Origin of the sequence: Halomonas sp. Ps84H-12 (assembly GCF_024124725.1) — a bacterium.
Lineage (GTDB): Bacteria > Pseudomonadota > Gammaproteobacteria > Pseudomonadales > Halomonadaceae > Vreelandella > Vreelandella aquamarina.
The window spans coordinates 23719-42046 of record NZ_JAMXSJ010000004.1; the positions used below are offsets into that span (position 1 = coordinate 23719).

Annotated in this window: 19 protein-coding genes; 16 read left to right on the forward strand and 3 right to left on the reverse strand. The window is 56.4% G+C overall.

Features of this window, described 5'->3' with window-relative positions:
- The first annotated feature begins 23 nt into the window (after positions 1-23).
- From NH344_RS02730 to dtd, 8 genes are all read left to right on the forward strand, one after another.
- Positions 24-656 carry a thiol:disulfide interchange protein DsbA/DsbL gene (locus NH344_RS02730; RefSeq protein ID WP_044629850.1) on the forward strand — a complete coding sequence of 211 codons (633 nt, stop codon included), beginning with the start codon at positions 24-26 and terminating at the stop codon, positions 654-656.
- 2 nt (positions 657-658) lie between these two features.
- Positions 659-1501, forward strand: a complete 843-nt coding sequence (locus NH344_RS02735; protein ID WP_044629851.1) for an endonuclease/exonuclease/phosphatase family protein — start codon at positions 659-661, stop codon at positions 1499-1501.
- A gap of 103 nt (positions 1502-1604) precedes the next feature.
- Positions 1605-2165: a TRAP transporter small permease subunit gene (locus NH344_RS02740; RefSeq protein ID WP_044629852.1), complete on the forward strand. Its 561-nt coding sequence runs from the start codon at positions 1605-1607 to the stop codon at positions 2163-2165.
- Positions 2165-3568 (forward strand): TRAP transporter large permease subunit, encoded by a 1404-nt coding sequence (locus NH344_RS02745; protein WP_044629853.1) that lies wholly within the window; start codon positions 2165-2167, stop codon positions 3566-3568. Before NH344_RS02740 ends, NH344_RS02745 begins: the two co-directional genes overlap by 1 nt.
- 171 nt (positions 3569-3739) lie before the next feature.
- On the forward strand, positions 3740-4849 hold the full coding sequence (locus NH344_RS02750; RefSeq protein ID WP_044629854.1) for a TRAP transporter substrate-binding protein: 1110 nt from the start codon (positions 3740-3742) through the stop codon (positions 4847-4849).
- Between the two features lie 142 nt (positions 4850-4991).
- Complete coding sequence (gene thiD / locus NH344_RS02755) at positions 4992-5822, forward strand: bifunctional hydroxymethylpyrimidine kinase/phosphomethylpyrimidine kinase (protein WP_044629855.1); 831 nt, start codon at positions 4992-4994, stop codon at positions 5820-5822.
- A gap of 120 nt (positions 5823-5942) precedes the next feature.
- Entirely contained in the window at positions 5943-6788 is an 846-nt protein-coding gene (locus tag NH344_RS02760; RefSeq protein ID WP_172515100.1) for a universal stress protein, read from the forward strand.
- A gap of 319 nt (positions 6789-7107) precedes the next feature.
- Entirely contained in the window at positions 7108-7545 is a 438-nt protein-coding gene (dtd, locus tag NH344_RS02765; protein ID WP_044629857.1) for a D-aminoacyl-tRNA deacylase, read from the forward strand.
- 6 nt (positions 7546-7551) lie between these two features.
- Here the strand turns inward: dtd and NH344_RS02770 are convergent, their stop codons facing one another.
- Positions 7552-9498: an ATP-binding cassette domain-containing protein gene (locus NH344_RS02770; RefSeq protein WP_044629858.1), complete on the reverse strand. Its 1947-nt coding sequence runs from the start codon at positions 9496-9498 to the stop codon at positions 7552-7554.
- A gap of 29 nt (positions 9499-9527) precedes the next feature.
- Between NH344_RS02770 and NH344_RS02775 the strand changes: the two genes are divergently transcribed.
- The 7 genes from NH344_RS02775 (at position 9528) to NH344_RS02805 (ending at position 15916) form a co-directional block, all read left to right on the forward strand.
- Positions 9528-10100, forward strand: coding sequence for a TIGR02444 family protein (locus NH344_RS02775; RefSeq protein WP_044629859.1), 573 nt, complete (start codon positions 9528-9530; stop codon positions 10098-10100).
- A 199-nt stretch (positions 10101-10299) separates the two neighbouring features.
- A complete protein-coding gene (gene dctP / locus NH344_RS02780) occupies positions 10300-11349 on the forward strand; it encodes a TRAP transporter substrate-binding protein DctP (protein WP_044629860.1) in 1050 nt (349 codons plus the stop codon).
- Between the two features lie 309 nt (positions 11350-11658).
- Positions 11659-12237: a TRAP transporter small permease gene (locus NH344_RS02785; protein WP_044629861.1), complete on the forward strand. Its 579-nt coding sequence runs from the start codon at positions 11659-11661 to the stop codon at positions 12235-12237.
- A gap of 28 nt (positions 12238-12265) precedes the next feature.
- The gene (locus tag NH344_RS02790) at positions 12266-13549 is read left to right on the forward strand and encodes a TRAP transporter large permease (protein WP_044629862.1); all 1284 of its coding nucleotides are present in this window, start codon (positions 12266-12268) and stop codon (positions 13547-13549) included.
- A 21-nt stretch (positions 13550-13570) separates the two neighbouring features.
- Positions 13571-14014 carry a universal stress protein gene (locus NH344_RS02795; RefSeq protein ID WP_044629863.1) on the forward strand — a complete coding sequence of 148 codons (444 nt, stop codon included), beginning with the start codon at positions 13571-13573 and terminating at the stop codon, positions 14012-14014.
- A gap of 150 nt (positions 14015-14164) precedes the next feature.
- Entirely contained in the window at positions 14165-14845 is a 681-nt protein-coding gene (locus NH344_RS02800; RefSeq protein ID WP_054640749.1) for an FKBP-type peptidyl-prolyl cis-trans isomerase, read from the forward strand.
- 3 nt (positions 14846-14848) lie between these two features.
- Complete coding sequence (locus NH344_RS02805; RefSeq protein WP_230834406.1) at positions 14849-15916, forward strand: PHB depolymerase family esterase; 1068 nt, start codon at positions 14849-14851, stop codon at positions 15914-15916.
- 39 nt (positions 15917-15955) lie between these two features.
- Here NH344_RS02805 and NH344_RS02810 read toward each other — a convergent pair whose 3' ends face one another.
- Both NH344_RS02810 and NH344_RS02815 read right to left on the reverse strand, forming a co-directional pair.
- A complete protein-coding gene (locus NH344_RS02810; RefSeq protein ID WP_058577708.1) occupies positions 15956-16561 on the reverse strand; it encodes an SCO family protein in 606 nt (201 codons plus the stop codon).
- Positions 16562-16565: 4 nt separating this feature from the next.
- Positions 16566-17069: a hypothetical protein gene (locus NH344_RS02815; protein ID WP_062373046.1), complete on the reverse strand. Its 504-nt coding sequence runs from the start codon at positions 17067-17069 to the stop codon at positions 16566-16568.
- A gap of 122 nt (positions 17070-17191) precedes the next feature.
- On the opposite strand from NH344_RS02815, the gene NH344_RS02820 reads away from it, so the two are divergent.
- A complete protein-coding gene (locus NH344_RS02820; RefSeq protein WP_058577710.1) occupies positions 17192-18106 on the forward strand; it encodes an AEC family transporter in 915 nt (304 codons plus the stop codon).
- Positions 18107-18328 lie beyond the last annotated feature (222 nt).

Sequence of the window (18328 nt, forward strand, 5' to 3'; positions counted from 1 at the left end):
CGCTTATTTGGAGAGTGCTCGTTATGTTGAAAACGTTGATGGTCGCGCTTGCTGGTCTTGGCCTGTCTGCTGCGGTAAGTGCCCAGGAGCTGGTAGAAGGTCAGCACTACACGTTGCTTGAATCGCCAGTGGCGACCCAGGTAGACGAAGATCAGATTGAAGTGACCGAAGCGTTCTGGTTTGGCTGCCCGCACTGCTACCGGCTGCAAACGCCAGTAAACGAGTGGTACGAAACCCTGGATGACGATGTCAGCATTGTCAAAATGCCAGCGACCATGGGCGGTGACTGGAACACCCATGCCACGGCCTTCTATGCGGCCAAATCGCTGGGTATTGAAGAGGAGCTGCATGCGGATTTCTTCGATGCGATTCACCAGGATGGCCGTTCACTGACCGACGCTGACAAGATTGCGGAATTCTTCTCTGATTACGGCGTTAGCGAAGAGGAAGCCAAACAGGCGCTCACCGCCTTTAGCGTGCGTAGTGAGGTCAATAAGGCCAACAGCCGTATGCGTGAAATGCGCCTGATGGGGGTTCCTGCGCTGATTGTGGATGGCCGCTATGTAGTGTCACCGCAGTCGGCAGGCAGCTTGGAAAACATGCCGCAAATCGCTGACGCGTTGATCGAAAAAGTTCGCAGCGAGCGCACACAATAACGGTGCTTGAGCACGGCCACACAGGCGGACAGACTCGTTCTCCTGCGTCCCCGTCCACCTCCGCGCTAGTTGAGCGTGGTCATATCCGGCTGCTAACGTTTAATTTGCAGGTGGGCATTCAAACCTCAGCCTACCACCACTATCTCACGCGGAGCTGGCAGCACGTGCTGCCTAATCCTCAGCGGCTTAAGCGTTTAGCGCTGGTAGGTAGCGTATTAGAGCAGTTTGACGTGGTGGGGCTGCAGGAGGTGGATGGTGGAAGCTTTCGCTCCAGCCGTGTGAATCAGGTGGAGTACTTAGCCGCCCAGGCCAAGTTTCCTCACTACTTCCAGCAACTTAATCGTAACCTAGGCCATTTTGCACAGCATAGTAATGGTCTGCTTTCACGTTTAACCCCTAGCCATATTGAAGAGCACCGGCTGCCTGGGATGTTGCCTGGACGCGGTGCTATTCACGTGCGCTACGGCGAAGGCCCTGATGCCCTGCATATTTTTGTGGCGCATTTGGCGCTTAGCCACCGTGGCCGTGTGCGCCAGCTCAATTATTTAAGCGATATTATTGAGCCGTTGCGCCATGTGGTGGTGATGGGTGATTTAAATTGTACGCCTGAGCAGCTCCATGCTCACGAGCGGTTTAGTACGTCATTGCCGCTATACCCGGTCAAGCCGCTGCTTAGCTATCCGTCGTGGCAGCCGCGTCGCGCGTTGGACCATATTCTACTCTCGCAAACCCTTGAAGCGGCCGATGTGCGCGTGCTGGATCACCTGTTCTCTGACCACCTGCCGATTGCGGTTGATTTGCCGCTGCCAGCGGCGTGTCTCGCGGCGATTCAACCAAGCGTTTAACAATAAGCTCGCAGAACGCTTGTCGGGCGCTGCATTGTCTGCGTATATGCGCTATTGTCTGGGGCGCTGACCCCCCCTTAGTCGTTTTACGCGAGACACTTCCATGTCGGACACAACACAACTACCTGCGTTTATCGGTGCGCTGGACCGCGCTTCGGAGTGGTTCGGGCGTACCCTTGCGTGGCTGATCATCATTATGATGCTGATTCAGTTCGCGATTGTACTGCTTCGTTATATGTTCAGTGTGAATAGCATTTTTATGCAAGAGCTGGTGATGTACATGCACGCCAGCGTCTTCATGCTCGCTGCTGCTTACACCTTTCGCCACGATGGCCACGTGCGCGTCGATATTTTTTATCGAGGCATGACACCCCGCCGACAAGCACTCGTAAATATCCTGGGCATCCTCCTGCTCATGATTCCGGTGATGGTGTTTGTCATCGCGTCAAGCTATGGCTACGTCGCTAACTCCTGGCGCATCATGGAAACCTCCTCAGATTACGGTGGCATCCCCGCTGTATACGCACTGAAAACGCTCATTCCAGTTTTTGCCTTATTGATGATTATTCAAGGCCTGATTGAACTAGTGCGCAATGGCTATATCTTCACCGGGCGGATAACGCCGCCAGCCGCCGATGAAAATCACCTTGAGGAGCGTGTTTGATGCTCGAATTTATGCCGCTTATTCTGTTTGCCGCCATCTGTATCGTGTTGATGTTCGGCTTTCCTGTGGCGCTTTCGCTAGCGGGAACCGCGTTGCTGTTTGCTGGCATTGGGCTAGGCCTGGAAGCCGTTGGTATTGATGCCAATTTTGATAGTGGCTACCTTGCCGCCCTGCCGAACCGGCTCTACGGCATTATGACCAACCAGACACTCCTGGCGGTGCCGCTGTTTGTGTTAATGGGCGTGCTGCTAGAGAAGTCAAAAGTGGCCGAAACGCTGCTGGATGCCATGGCGCTGCTGTTTGGCTCCATGCGCGGTGGCTTAGGTATTTCGGTCACGCTGGTGGGTATGTTGATGGCCGCCTCCACGGGCATCGTGGGTGCCACCGTGGTGACCATGGGCCTGATGTCACTGCCTACCATGCTTAAGCGTGGCTACAGCACCTCTCTTGCCACCGGTACCATCTGCGCCACCGGCACGCTTGGGCAGATTATTCCGCCTTCCATTGCCCTGGTACTGCTGGGCGACGTGCTCTCTTCTGCATATCAGCAAGCACAGCTGGATATGGGGATCTTCAGCCCGAAAACGGTCTCGGTTGGCGATCTGTTTATGGGCGCGCTGGTGCCAGGCCTGATTCTCGTCGTCATGTACATGATCTACGTGGGTTTGGTGGCGTTTTTCCGCCCCAGCATGGCGCCCGCGGCTGACCGCGAAGAGCTGATGGCAGAGCTTGGCCACACCTCGGGGTTAGGCATCCTGTTGCTCAAAGGCTTGGTGCCGCCGGTGGTGCTGATTGTGGCGGTACTGGGTTCTATCCTGAGTGGCTTTGCGACACCCTCCGAAGCCTCGGCCGTGGGTGCCTTTGGTGCGCTGGTGCTGGCGTTGGCCTATCGCCAGTTGGACTGGGCCACCCTGAAAGAGGTGCTGCGCTCTACCACCCATGTAACCACCATGGTGTTTCTGATTCTGATCGGTGCGGCGCTATTTTCGTTAGTGTTCCGTGCCTACGGCGGTGAACACATGGTCACCGAGCTGTTTGAAGGCATGCCGGGGGGCGTGGTCGGGGCGACGATCATTGTCATGCTGGTAATCTTCCTGCTGGGCTTTATCCTCGACTTTATCGAAATCACCTTTGTGGTGGTGCCGATCGTCGGGCCGATTCTGCTGGCCATGGGGTTAGATCCGATCTGGCTGGGTATCATGATCGCCATTAACCTGCAGACTTCGTTCCTAACCCCGCCGTTCGGCTTCGCACTGTTTTATCTGCGCGGCGTGGCACCGCCATCGGTGCCTACCTCGGCGATTTATCGCGGTGTGGTGCCATTTATCTTGATGCAGTTAGGCATGCTGTTGCTGCTAACGTTTTTCCCGCAGCTGGCAACATGGCTCCCGACCCAGTTCTAATGTGTTCTGAGTTGAAAAATAACCCTGCTATCAACGCAAGGGAGTGGCAACCTTAACCAAAAGCAGCCAAGCTGCAGACACATAATGGCTTGCAACAACCCGCCTGGCGGCAAGCGTCAGGTGGGTATTCCCTACCCATAACAGCAATAAAATAAGCAAGAGGGTTCACGCATGAAAGCCAAAGCACTGCCTGTCGCCATTGCCATGACGACTGCTCTTTCTGCCAGCCTGCTGGTGGTTTCAAGCTTCGATAACCAAGCTCAGGCGCAAGAGACTTTCCGCTGGAAAATGGTCACTTCCTGGCCGAAAAACTTCCCCGGTGTGGGCCAAGGCCCTGAGCGGCTTTCCCAGCTGGTCGAAGAGATGTCAGACGGTCGTTTAACCATCGAAGTATTTGGTGCAGGCCAGCTAGTGCCTGGGTTTGAAGTGTTCGATGCGGTGGCAGACGGCACCGCTGAGCTGGGCCACTCCGCCTCCTATTACTGGAAGGGTAAAGCGCCAGCGGCCCAGTTCTTTGCCGCCGTACCGTTCGGTATGAACGCCCAGGAAATGAACGCATGGCTCAGCTACGGCGGTGGTATGGAGCTGTGGAACGAGCTATACGATGAGTTCGGGGTCGATGTACTGGCAGCTGGTTCTTCCGGTGTACAGATGGGCGGCTGGTACAACAAAGAGATCAACTCGGTCGCTGACCTTGACGGCTTGAAGATGCGTATGCCGGGCCTTGGTGGTGAAGTCATGAGCCGTATGGGCGTGGCGATTGTGAACATGCCGGGCGGCGAGATCTTTACATCGCTGCAGTCGGGGGCGATTGATGCTACTGAGTGGATCGGCCCCTACAACGACTTAGCCTTTGGTCTGCACCAGGCGGCCGATTATTACTATTACCCTGGCTGGCATGAGCCGACGGTGATGTTTGAGGCCATCATCAATGAAGAGGCCTGGGCAGAGCTACCCGCTGACTTACAGGCAATTCTGCGTACTGCGATCAGTGATGTGAACCAAAGCGTCTTGGATGAGTATACCGCTCGCAACAACGATGCGCTGGAAACCTTGGTGAATGAGCATAACGTTGAGCTGCGTCGCATTCCTGACGACGTGTTAGCCCAAGCCCGCGAACACTCAGCTGAGGTAGTGGGTGAACTGGCCGCCTCCAGCGAGCTAGCGACCCGGATCTACGACTCTTACCGCGCCTTCCAGGATAAAGTAGAAGATTACCACGCGATTTCCGAGCAGGCGTACTACAACGCCCGTAACCCGGAAGGTGACACCTCGCAGTAACAGGTGTAGCGCAGTACCCTTACCATGGCCGCCTTCGGGCGGCCATTTTGTTATAGGCAGGCTAGGGTTGCGATTAAAGCAGCGTAAGCGCCACCGCTTGGGTATCCTAAGGCAGATACTGTTCTGTCTCGTAAGGAGCGCTATGTCTACCGAATCCCGCCTTCGTAATGTGCTCACCATTGCAGGCTCCGACCCTTCCGGTGGTGCTGGGCTGCAGGGCGATTTAAAGACGTTTTCTGCCCTGGGTGTGTATGGCACAAATGTCATCACTGCGGTGATTGCCCAGAACACCTGTGGCGTGGCCTCGGTGTACCCGGTTTCCCCTCAGGCAATTCGTGAGCAGCTTGAACATCTGTTGAGCGATGTGGCCATTGATGCCGTGAAAATAGGCATGGTAGCCAGCCGCGATGTGGCCGAAGTGATTGCCGATGTACTGCGCCAGCAGCGCCCGCGTTGGATCGTGCTCGACCCGGTGATGGTGGCGAAGAGCGGTGACATCCTGGTGGATGACGCGGGTATTCGCGCCGTAAAAGAGATTTTAGTGCCGTTAGCGGATGTGATTACTCCTAACCTGCCGGAAGCCGCCGTGCTGCTCGATTCCCCATCGCCCGCCAGCCTGGACGAGATGGAAGCACTGCTGCCCAAACTGGTGGCGCTAGGCGCGCCCTATGTGGTGCTGAAAGGCGGCCACTTACGGGGTGATACCTGCCCGGATCTGCTGGCGACTCCTAACGGTCATCAGTGGCTGCCCGCCTCACGCATTGCCACTGAGAACCTTCATGGCACGGGCTGCGCGCTCTCATCAGCCATTACGGCTTGCCTAGCCAAGTTGCCGGAAGATGCTAGCGCAGAGGCCCCAGAGCTGGCTATTACGGAGGCAAAGCAGTGGCTTCATCATGCTCTGGCCGCTAGCCATCGCTTAAGTGTTGGCAAAGGGCGTGGCCCGGTGCATCACTTTCATGCCTGGTGGTAAATCCATCGCTGACGTGTTGAGGGCGCAGAGTCTCCTTGCGGAATAGGTCAACGGGCACCATGCTGAAGGGTGCCCGTTTGTTTGCCTACTAGGCTGAGCTGTTCGGCCAAGGAGCTGCCCATGTCCCGCACGCTGCTGTTTGCCACCGACCTCTCCCAGGAAAACCGCGCGGCCTTTGCCCGCGCGCTGCGCTTAGCCCACCAGCAGGGCGCGCAGCTTGATACCCTTCACGTGCTTGACCCTTACCTTCCGCATCGCATGCTCCATGACCTGGAGCGTGCCGTCAACGACGATATTAGCGCGACGCTCACCGACCTGCGCGAAGATTACGCCTTGGAACTGCCATCGCTGATGATTCAAACGGTGGTTGGGGAGCCTCATGTAGAAATCGTGAGGGAAGCCCACGAGCGTCAGGCGTCGCTCATCGTGCTGGGTATGCACCGCAAACGTGGTCAAAAAGACCTGCTTTATGGCACCACCATGATGCGTATTTTGCGTAGCGCGCCGTGCCCCGTGGTGGTGGCGTCTTACCTGCCTACTCAGCCGTGGCAACATATTGTGGTGCCTATCGACTTCTCGCTGACGGCTCGGCAGACCCTGAAAGAAGCGCTGATTCGCTTTCCTGAGGCCAAGCTAACGCTTCTACACGCCTGGAGCCTGCCCGGCGAATTGGAGCTGGGGAATCAAGCATTCTACGCCCAGTGGCGTGACCGCGAGGTCAGTCGCCTGCGGGAGGCGCTGGATAACGAAGTCGAAAGCCTGCTGCGGGAGTTAGATGGCGTGCCGGACATTGAGCTTGCGCTAGAGCCGGGCCAGCCCTGCGATGTGCTGCATGACTATGTTAAACGGCACTCGCCGGACTTGGTCATGTTAGGCAGCCGCAGCCGACCACATCAAACTAATCCGCTAACCGAAATGCTGCTTAGTGAGCCCCACTGCGATGTGATGCTCTGTCGGCCTTGGTAAAGGCTTTGTGGCGGCGCAATGACTCCTCAATCGAGTGGTTGTATGGAGCCTTTATGAGCTGGTTGTGTGTGTATAGCTATGCATAGTGTTACCCAAACCAACAAAGAGTACGCAGCTGCTAGCAGCGGCACTGGTCGTGACGAGCGTAGCGCCCAGTAACGCGGCTAGCAGCTGCGTCTCGCGCTCAATGGCGAAACGCTCTATGAAGATAGCAGCGCCGAGTTTGCCAGGCTGAAATTGAACTCGCTTGGGTCAGCACTCACCTGCGTTTACACTCTGCCCTTTCAACAGCGCCTAATGAACGGACGAAGGGGCAAGCGTGAAAGCACTGATTCAACGGGTTAAGAGCGCCAGTGTCACGGTGGAAGGCAACAGCGTCGGTGCCATCGACCATGGGCTGCTGGCACTGGTGGGGGTGGAGAAAGGTGACAGCGAGGTGGATGCCGATAAGCTACTGCATAAGCTGCTTCACTACCGCGTGTTTAGTGACGAGGCGGGCAAGATGAACCATAACCTGCAGCAGGCCCAGGGTGGGCTGCTGCTGGTATCACAGTTCACGCTCGTTGCCGATACCCGCAAGGGCCTACGCCCTAGCTTCTCCAGCGCCGCCCCGCCCGACGAGGGAGAGCGGCTGTTTAACTATCTGGTAAGTCAGGCTCGCGCCGCTTGGACCCATATTGCAGAAGGGAAGTTCGGCGCGGACATGCAGGTTGCCTTGGTCAACGATGGGCCGGTCACCTTTTTGCTAGAAAGCTAGGGCTGATCAGGCGTTTTCGCTGGCCAGTAGCTCGGCTTCCATGGCCTCTAACGCCTCTTCTGCGGCGAGCCATGTCTGCTCGGCGGCATCCAGGCGCGCTTTAATCTCCGCCTGCTTGGCGAGTGCTTGGGTCAGCTCTGCCTTGCGGGTGCTGTCGGTGTAGAGCTCGGGGTCGGCGAGTACCGCTTCTACTTCCTCAAGTGCCTGCTGCGCTTTTTCCATGCTCTTTTCCGCCTGGTCGCGCTCTTTTTTCAGTGGGCGCAGCTTTTCGCGCAGCTCCGCTGCTGCTTTGCGGGCGGCTTTACGGTCGCCGCTGGGCTGTTGGCTCTGGCGTTCGCTCTTTTCGCTACGGGCGTCGCGGCGGTTCTCTTCCAACCGCGCCTTAAGCCAAGCCCGGTAATCCTCCAAGTCGCCGTCGAAGGGCTCAACCCGGTGGTCGGCCACCCGCCAAAACTCATCCACCGTGGCACGCAGCAGGTGCCGGTCGTGTGATACCAAAATGACCGTGCCCTCAAAGCTTGCCAGCGCCTCGGTCAGCGCTTCGCGCATTTCCAGATCCAAGTGGTTAGTGGGCTCATCGAGCAGCAGCAGGTTGGGCTTTTGCCAGGCCACGAGTGCAAGTGCCAGGCGTGCTTTCTCACCGCCAGAGTAAGTGGCCACCTCGCCAAAGGCGTCATCGCCTTTGAAGCCAAAGCCACCTAGGAAGTTGCGAATTTCTTGATCACTGGCTGTGGGGGAGAGGCGTTGTACATGCACAAAGGGCGTGGTGGTCACGTCCAGGCTTTCTAACTGATGCTGAGCAAAATAACCAATGGCTAAATGTTCACCGGGTACGCGTTTGCCTTCTAACAGCTCAAGCTCGCCCGTGAGTGACTTGATCAGGGTCGATTTACCCGCACCGTTCGGACCTAATAAGCCGATACGGCTCCCGGGGAGTAGCGTAATGTTGACCTTCTCTAACTGAGCGACATCGCCTGCTTCGCCGCGATAGCCAAGGGTGGCTTGGTCCAGCACCAGCAGCGGGTGCGACGTTTTATCAGCGGCAGGCAAGGTGAAGTGGAAAGGGGAGTCCGTGTGGGCGACGGCGATATCCCCCATGCGTTCTAGCATTTTTACCCGGCTTTGCGCCTGCTTGGCTTTTGTTGCCTGAGCGCGAAAGCGGGCAATAAAACGTTCAATCTCTTCACGGCGGGCCTGCTGCTTGGCCGCTTCAGCCTGTTGCAGCGCGAGCTTTTCGGCCCGCGTGCGCTCAAAGCGAGAGTAGTTGCCCCGGTAAAGCTCTAGCGTTTGGTGATGCATATGCACAATGTGATCGCACACAGCATCCAGAAAGTCGCGGTCGTGAGAAATCAGCAGCAGCGTGCCGGGGTAGCGAGTGAGCCACTGCTCCAGCCAAAGCAGGGCGTCTAGGTCCAGGTGGTTGGTCGGCTCATCCAGCAGCAACAAGTCGGAAGGCATAAACAGCGTCCGGGCAAGATTTACCCGCATTCGCCAACCGCCGGAAAAATCTGAAAGCGGGCGCATCAGGTCCGACTGGACGAAGCCCAGCCCCACCAGTAGCTGGGCCGCGCGGGATTCGGCGGTGTAGCCATCCAGCGTTTCGATCAGCCCGTGTAGCTCCGCTTCGCGATGGGCATCGCCCGCTTCCCGAGCGGCGAGCAAATCGGCTTGCGCCTTGCGCAATGCGTGATCGCCATCCAGCACGTACTCCACGATGGGGCGATCCAGCGCCTCCACTTCCTGGGCCATGTGGGCGATCCGCTGGCCACCGCTCATCTCTACATCGCCCTGGTCCGGGCCCAGCTCGCCCAGCAGGAGTTTGAATAGACTCGACTTACCGGCACCGTTGGCTCCAATGATGCCGGCCTTGACGCCGTTATGGAGCGTCAGATCGGCGTTTTCTAGGAGCGTTTGCGTGCCCCGTTGCAGGGCGACTTGGCGCAGTGCGATCATGTTTTCTCCCGAAAAAAGTGGGTAAACCAATGCGCGATTCTAACCGATTGCAGCGCTTGCAGCAGAGGCCGCTATGGGATTTTGCCTTAGCGCTTTATGCAAAGCCTGGCGTAGAGCAAGCCTGTCTCACCTTGCAAGATGAGGCTGGCGTGGATGTGTGTGAGTTACTGTTTCACTGCTGGCTGTATCAGCACGGATTAGCCGCCGAATCTGGCCCGCTAAAGGCCATACGGGAAGAGCGCTACCGTTGGCAGCAGCAGGTCACCGCAACGTTGCGCGAATTGCGCCGAACATTAAAGCCTCAAGCTGCTCATAACGATGACATTAAGGCGCTGCGTGCCACCTTACAAAAGGCGGAACTGCAGTCTGAGCGTGAAAACCTTCAACGTTGGCAGCAGTGGGCACTGCGCTCTTCGGTGGAGGAAGTCCGGTTAACAAAAAGCGACATAAGCCAGCACAATGTTGCACAGTGGCTGCAAGATACGCTGTTTTCGGCACCGCTTGACAACCGTTCGCCGCAAGCGTCACGCGTACGCGAAAACACACAAACGGCACTAATGGCCCTGACAAGCCAGCTTGACCGCTGTGATCCACCACGCTAGCCTGAATTTAAGCTGTTTTTGATCAACCCGCGTTGGCAGCGCTTATTTCGCCCGCTAACCCACAGCAATGCATACAAAGTTACGAATGACGTTTCTGCGTGTTAGCGGCTGAGCATAAACGCAACGCTGCTAGGGATAGACAAAAATTAGATTCTGGCGCTCTCGTACGGCGCGCTTACCACTGCTAGGGGAACTCTGCATGAAGGCAAGCAAATTAGTTTCAACTCGTTCTGTTACCACCAAATTAATCACTACGGCAAGCGTAGGTGCTCTGCTGTTAGGCCTAAGCGCCACTGCCCAGGCGGATAACTGGCGTTATGCCCACGAAGAGTACGAAGGCGACGTGCAGGATGTGTTTGCTTACGCGTTTAAAGAGTATATCGAAGAGAACTCCGACCACTCTGTACAAGTTTACCGCTTTGGTGAGCTGGGTGAGTCTGATGACATCATGGAGCAGACTCAGAACGGCATTCTCCAGTTTGTTAACCAGTCACCTGGCTTTACCGGTGCGCTGATTCCAGAAGCGCAAATCTTCTTCATTCCGTATCTGCTGCCGACCGACGAAGAGACCGTTCTAACGTTCTTCGACGAGAGTAAAGCCATCAATGAAATGTTCCCGGAGCTTTACGCCGAGCAGGGTCTCGAGCTTCTAAAAATGTACCCCGAGGGTGAAATGGTGGTCACCACCGACGAGCCGATTAGCTCGCCGGAAGACATGAATAACAAGAAAATCCGCACCATGACCAACCCGCTGCTGTCGGAAACCTACGATGCCTTTGGTGCGACGCCGACGCCGCTGCCCTGGGGTGAAGTTTACGGTGGCCTGCAGACCGGCATTATCGATGGTCAGGAAAACCCGATTTTCTGGATCGAATCCGGCGGTCTGTATGAAGTATCTCCACACCTGACCTTTACCGGTCATGGCTGGTTTACCACTGCCATGATGGCCAACCAGGACTTCTACGAAGGCCTGTCTGACGAAGATAAAGAGCTGGTGCAGGAAGCCTCCAACGCGGCTTACGACCACACCATTGAGCACATCAAAGGTCTGGCCGACGATGCACTTGCCAAGATTCAGGAAGCATCTGATGAAGTCACCGTCACGCGCCTGAACGAAGAGCAGATCCAAGCGTTCCGTGAGCGTGCGCCGCAGGTTGAGGAAGCGTTCCTCGAAATGACGGGCGATCGCGGTGAAGAGCTGTTGCAGCAGTTCAAAGCGGACCTTGAAGCCGTTAACAGCGACTCCTAATGGGTTAGCGCTTTTACGTTAATCAAGTAACGTCATAAGGGGCAGCCAGCGCTGCCCCTTTTTTGTTGCCAAAGTGCCCTGCAGGTGAGTGGGTTCATCGGCGCAGCTCGCCCCACCACGAAAAAATGTGTACCTCGGCGGCGTAACACAGAAAAATCTACGTACATCCAGCGTTGAAGCGAAAAGAGTCATTACCCGTTACGCTACAAAATGAAGCAAGGCCGAACATACTCCGTTCGGTGGTCAGTGACGGGAGAGTCGCTACGCTGAGATAGCAAGCGACCACGCTGGGTTTAAAGGAGAACGGCCATGACGGAAGAAGAGTCCGAAAAGAGCTACCGGTCCGGTTTGCCCGGGTTTTTGGGAGTGATCGACACTGCAATTAGCAAAATCGAGTCAGTGATACTGGCGATGGGGGTTTTGCTAATGGCGCTGAATACGGTCACCAACGTGATTGCCCGCTTTGTATTCGGCAATAGCATTATGTTCTCAGGTGAGCTGAACCGTATCTTGATTATCATGATTACCTTTGCGGGCATTGGTTACGCTGCCCGCCACGGTCGTCATATTCGGATGTCAGCGATTTACGATGCGCTGCCGGTGGGTGGCCGTAAAGTATTGATGATCGGCATTGCGTTCCTCACCTCGCTGGTGATGTTTTTCCTACTTTATTACTCGGTGGTGTACATCCTCGACCTGTATAGCAAAGGGCGCGTGCTGCCGTCGCTAGGTTTGCCGGTATGGATTATTTATATCTGGGTGCCCATGGGCTTTTTGATTACCGGGATTCAGTACATGCTGACCGCGATTAAAAACCTGACTACCCGAGACGTGTATCTCTCGACTGGGGTTGTGGACGGCTACAAAGATACCGAAACAGAAGTGTAAAGCAGGGATTGCACCCTAGGGGAACGCTATGACGACGATAATGGTAGTCACCATGATTGCCCTGCTGCTGCTGGGCTTTCCAATGATGATCCCGCTGATCACCGCCGCGGTGATTGGCTTCTATATGATGTTTAACGGCTTTGGCCAAATGGATACGCTGATTCAGCAGATGATGGCGGGCATTCGCCCTGCCTCGCTGATCGCCGTACCGATGTTTATTCTGGCCGCCGATATTATGACTCGTGGGCAATCCGCGAACCGCCTGATTGATATGGTGATGTCGTTTATTGGCCATATTAAAGGTGGGCTGGCGGTGAGTACTGCCGCTTCTTGTACGCTGTTTGGGGCGGTATCGGGTTCGACCCAGGCCACCGTGGTGGCTGTGGGGTCTCCGCTGCGTCCGAAGATGTTAAAAGCGGGCTACTCTGATCCCTTTACGCTGGCGCTGATTATTAATGCCAGTGACATTGCCTTTTTGATCCCACCCAGCATCGGCATGATTATTTATGGGGTGATTTCCGGTACCTCGATTGGCGAGCTGTTTATCGCTGGGATTGGGCCGGGCCTGTTAATACTGTTTATGTTCTCTGCCTACTGCATCGTTTATGCCATCGTAAAAGATGTTCCTACCGAAGAGCGTGCCAGTTGGAAAGAGCGGGCCACCGCCGTGCAAAAAGCGCTCTGGCCGCTGGGTTTCCCGGTGATTATCGTGGGTGGTATTTACGGCGGTATCTTTAGCCCCACCGAAGCGGCGGCAGCCTGTGTGCTGTACGCGGTGCTGTTAGAGTTTGTGGTGTTCCGCTCGCTGAAAATGCGCGATATCTACGCCATCGCCAAATCCACTGGCCTGATTACCGCCGTGGTATTTATCCTGGTGGCCGTAGGCAATGGGTTCTCCTGGATTATCTCTTTTGCGCAGATACCCCAGGCTATCCTGGAGGCCGTGGGCGTGAATGACGCCGGGCCAACGGGCGTACTGATCGCTATCTGTATTTCGTTCTTTGTGGCCTGTATGTTCGTTGACCCTATCGTGGTTATTCTGGTGCTGACGCCTATCTTTGCACCGGCGATTGCGGCCACTGGGCTAGACCCCGTGTTGGTGGGTATTCTAATTACCTTGCAGGTGGCGATAGGTTCGGCAACGCCACCGTTTGGCTGCGATATCTTTACCGCTATTGCAATCTTTAAGCGCCCCTACTGGGAGGTGATCAAAGGCACGCCACCGTTTATCTTTATGCTGATTTTGGCGGCGGCGCTGCTGATTATGTTCCCGCAAATTGCGCTGTTCCTGCGTGATGTTGCCTTCCGTTAAGCAGTCACAAGGAGAACGCAGATGTTTAATCGCATTTTGGTCCCGGTCGATGGCTCCAAGGGGGCCATCAAAGCGCTAGAGAAAGCCGTTGGCCTGCATATGCTCACTGGTGCAGAGCTGTACCTGCTGTGCGTATTTAAGCACCACAGCCTATTGGAAGCGTCGCTCTCTATGGTGCGCCCCAATAAGCTGGATATCCCCGATGATGCGCTCAAAGAGTACGCCACGGAAATTGCTGTGCACGCTAAGTCCCACGCCATTGAGTTAGGGGCGGATAGCATGCGAGTACGTGCCTTTGTGAAAGGAGGACGACCCTCCCGCACAATTGTACGCTTTGCCCGTAAACGGGAGTGCGACCTGATTGTGATTGGCGCTCAAGGCACGAACGGTGAGAAAAATCTGCTGCTGGGCAGTGTGTCCCAGCGTGTTGCCGGGGCCGCCCACTGCCCAACGCTGGTGGTGTAACGTACGCGGTAGCACTGGCTAAACCTCTATGCATCATTGCGGTCTGACTAACACCCGCCGTTTCAGGTAATGCAGCCTGAAGCGGCGAGTGTTAGTCTTTGAGGCACCCAAAACATTTGGCGCGCTGCGCCGCTGGATAAGGTTTTTTCCATGAAAGCACTACTCTCTTCTACCGCGTTGACTGGCCTTCTGCTGGTAGCGCCGTTTGCCGCCGCCGCCCCGGAAACCGACGAGCAGCGCTTGGCTTACAGCCTGGGTGTTACGCTGGGCGAAAGCATGCAGGCAGATATTGAAGACCTCGATATTGATGCGTTCACCGACGGTATGCGCGATGTCTTCGATGGCAACGAGCTGGCGATGAACGAAGAAGAGATGATGGAAGCGCTAATGGCTTTCCAAGAGAGTTCAATGGAGGCGCGTGAACAGCAAGCCGCCGAGCTGGCGCAGACGAATCTTGAAGAAGGACAAGACTTCCTGGCAGAAAACGCTGAGCGGGATGAAGTCGAAGTAACCGAGTCTGGCTTGCAGTACGAAGTGCTTGAGTCTGGCGACGGCGCAACGCCCGGCGCAGAAGATACCGTAGAGGTGAACTACGAAGGCATGCTGCTCGACGGTACCGTATTTGATAGTTCCTTCGAGCGCGGTGAGTCGGTTAGCTTCCAGGTCAACCAAGTGATTGAAGGCTGGCAAGAAGCCCTGCAACTGATGAGCGTTGGCGATAGCTGGATGCTCTATATTCCTGCTGATCTTGCGTATGGCGAACGCGGCCAAGGCCCCATTGGCCCGAATGAAATGCTCACGTTCCGCGTTGAACTGCTAGGCATTGAATAAGCCATGGGCATAGCCGTTCATCAGCGCCGTCTTATGGCTGCGCTTATTCTGTTGGGCAGCGCCGTTGCCCACGCCGAGGAAGAGGCGCCCGGCCTACCTGCGCTGGGCGCTGCTAGTGACCAAGCCAGCGTGGTAGGAGTCTCTTCTGGCGGCTATATGGCCTCTCAGTTGGCAGTTGCTTGGCCTGAGCGCTTTAGCGGTGTGGGCATGCTAGCCGCAGGCCCATGGGGGTGCGCTCAAGGGGCATTAAGCCTAGCCCTGAACCAGTGCATGATGACACGCCGCGGGCTCCCATCGCTGGATGAACTGGAACAGCGGCGTGAGCGCTATCTTTCATTAGACCAAGTAGGCAGCCAAGACGCGCTAAGCCAGCTACGCGCTTTTGTGTGGCATGGCGATGCGGACGAGACGGTATCGCCTGCGTTAGGAGATCTGCTGGCTCAGCAGTGGCAAGGCTGGCTGGAAAGCCCTGAGCAGCAACTGCGCTACGTTCAGCGGGCAAACACCGGGCACGGCTGGCCGGTAGCGATGCCAAAAGATGCCCCTATTGACCCGCAGTCTTTGGGCGATTGTCACAACGGCGGCGGCAGTCATGTGCTGGCGTGTGGAGAAGACGTGGCCGGTGAGATGATGGCTTGGCTCTATCCCGAGCGTGAGACGAACGCCAGCGAAGGCGAGCTGTTAGCTTTTGACCAGTCCGACTTTGCAGCGAAGGGCTTTGCCGATACCGGTTATGTGTTCGTACCCGAGGCATGTGAGGCGGGCGGCTGCCCGGTAACGGTGGCGCTGCACGGCTGCCAGATGAACGCGGAGGCCATCGACGACACCTTTGTTCGCTACAGCGGCTTAAACCACTGGGCGGCGGAACATGGTCAGGTGGTACTTTACCCACAGGCAGAGAGCAGCATGGCCAACCCGCAAGCGTGCTGGGACTGGTGGGGCTTTGCTGAGAGTACGTGGCAGATCAATCCGCTGCACGATACCCGCGATGGCACCCAGACACAGGCGCTGATGGCGATGTTGGATCATCTACAATCGGCAACTGCTAACAAAGCCGCAACGGCTGAGTAACTACATGGCAGCTAACTTATTGAGGTTCCCCTTTTAGCGTTAGCTGCCAAGTTCGCTTTCCAGCGCCGATACTAACCCGTGGGGCGTTGGAGAGTAGAGCACCCGCTGCAATATTTCCCCTTCACGGTTGACCAAAAACAGCGAAGCGCTGTGGTCGATGGTATACGCCATGGCCGATTCCGGCGCTTCTACCCGCCGCCAAATCACCCCGTAACGCTCAGCCACATCGGTAAGCTGCTCTTGGCTTCCCGCTAAGCCGATAAACTCACTGCCGAAGAATTGCATATATTCGCTCATCCGGTCGAGCGTATCGCGCTCGGGGTCGACCGTAATCATGACAGGCACAACCCGCTCACGTTGAGCATCGCTCAATTGAGCCAGGGCTTGGCGTTTGACCGCCTGATTCATGGGGCAGACATCGGGGCAGTAAGTGTAGCCAAAGGAGATAATGGCAATTTCATTATCGCCTAGCTGGGTAAGGGAGAAGTCACCCTGGGTAGAGGGCATTGCGATAGGGCCGCCCTGTGGTTCGTCGCTCTCCTGGCCGACGCCTAGCTGGTAAAGGCCCAGGGTGGCCGCCACCACTAGCACGCCTAATAGGGCTAGGCCAAGCCAAAGCGGCTTGCGTTTTATGGGGGCTACCATGCGCTTAACTCCTTTTAACATCGAAATCGAACCAGCTACCCAGCTTACCGTCAGGCGTCTCCAGAATAACCCTAGCGCGCCACGGCATCACCTCTTGCGTGCAAACGCCCACTTGGCCCTGGCCATGAAAGTGTCCGGGCGCAGTGGTGGTAAGCGCAAAGCGGTTTAACCCCATATCCATATCGCGGCCAACAAAATCCACCGTCACTTGGCTGGGGGTGATGCCCTCCACCTCGACATCCAAGGGCAGCACTTCAAGCGCCTCGATACGGCCATCGGCATCAATGGCTAACGTAAGACGGCCTCTGTCCCCCAGCGTTGTCGAACAGGGGGTCATATGCAAGTTGCATTCGCCGCTAGGAGAGAACCACACGATATCGCTATCGGCACGAAGCCAGTTAGCGAACACGTACCATGTGCACGCAGCCAGCGCGAGGCCAGTCACCAGGATAAGCACTTTTAGCGCTGGAAAACCCGTAACATCGACAGGTTTAGGCAAATTCTTCATGGCAGAATAGTCGCTACGCAGGCCATAAGGCGGGGAAATTTATTACATGGTATGCGTTTCATGGTAACAGCTATCCCGCAGATGTCGCTGTGCTGGGATGTCGCACTTAATAAGGAAGAACAATGGAGAGCATTACCGGAGCACTAGGACCGCTGTTTTTATTGATTTTATTGGGTGCCGCCATGGGGTATGGGCGCTGGCCTCATCTCGATTTTTGGGCGCAAATGGAGCGGTTTATCTATTTTGTGCTGTTCCCTGCCATGCTGGTGGGCACGCTGGCGACAGCCGATGTGAGCCAAGTGCCCGTTGGCCGGTTGGCGCTGGCATTGCTGGGGGCAATGGCGCTGTTTGGCCTTGTGCTGTGGCATTTTCGAGCCTGGTTACAGCTCAGCCCGGCGGCATTCACCTCGGTGTTTCAAGGTGCCGTGCGCTTTAATACCTATGTGGGCGTAGCGGGGGCCGCCGCGCTGCACGGCCCGTTGGGGGCCACAACGGCTGCGGTCGCCGTGGCGCTGATGGTGCCCGTGGTGAACGTTATGTGCGTGGCCAGCTTTGTGGCGGCGGGCACGCTGGGTCGCGCAAGCCTAGGTAAAAGCGCGCTAGCGCTGGCGAAAAATCCGCTGATTTTGGCTTGCTTGGCAGGGATTGGGCTGAATCTTAGCGGCGTTGGCCTGCCCGGCTGGAGCGAAGATACCGTCACGTTACTGGGACGCGCAGCACTACCGCTGGGCCTAGTGGCCGTGGGGGTCGCGCTTAAGCCTATGGCGCTGCTGCGTATTGACCGAGGGGTGATTGCTACTAACGCCATTAAGCTACTGTGCATGCCAGCATGTGTACTGCTGTTAGCGTGGCTACTGGGGCTCGACCCCGTCAGCCGGGACGTCGCGCTGCTGTTTGCTGCGCTACCCACGGCCACCTCGGCATACATCCTTGCCCGCCAGCTGGGCGGCGATGCGGAATTAATGGCGGCCATTATCACCGGGCAAACACTGCTTGCCATGCTGACGCTGCCGTTTTGGCTCAAGCTGGTCGGGTGAAAAAATAAATAAAAAGTATTCGCATTTGTGTTGACGGGGTAAATGAGAATGATTATATTGTGTTTGTCAGCGTTTGATGAGCCGCTGGCAACCACGACAGCGACTAGGCAGTTCAGCGCCGGTACCCTGTCATGGTTTCTCCCTCTCATTGCTAGTCACGGTCTTTTGCCGCTCCTTTGGAGCGGCTTTCTTTTTTTATGCCTTCCTATAAATACCACTCAG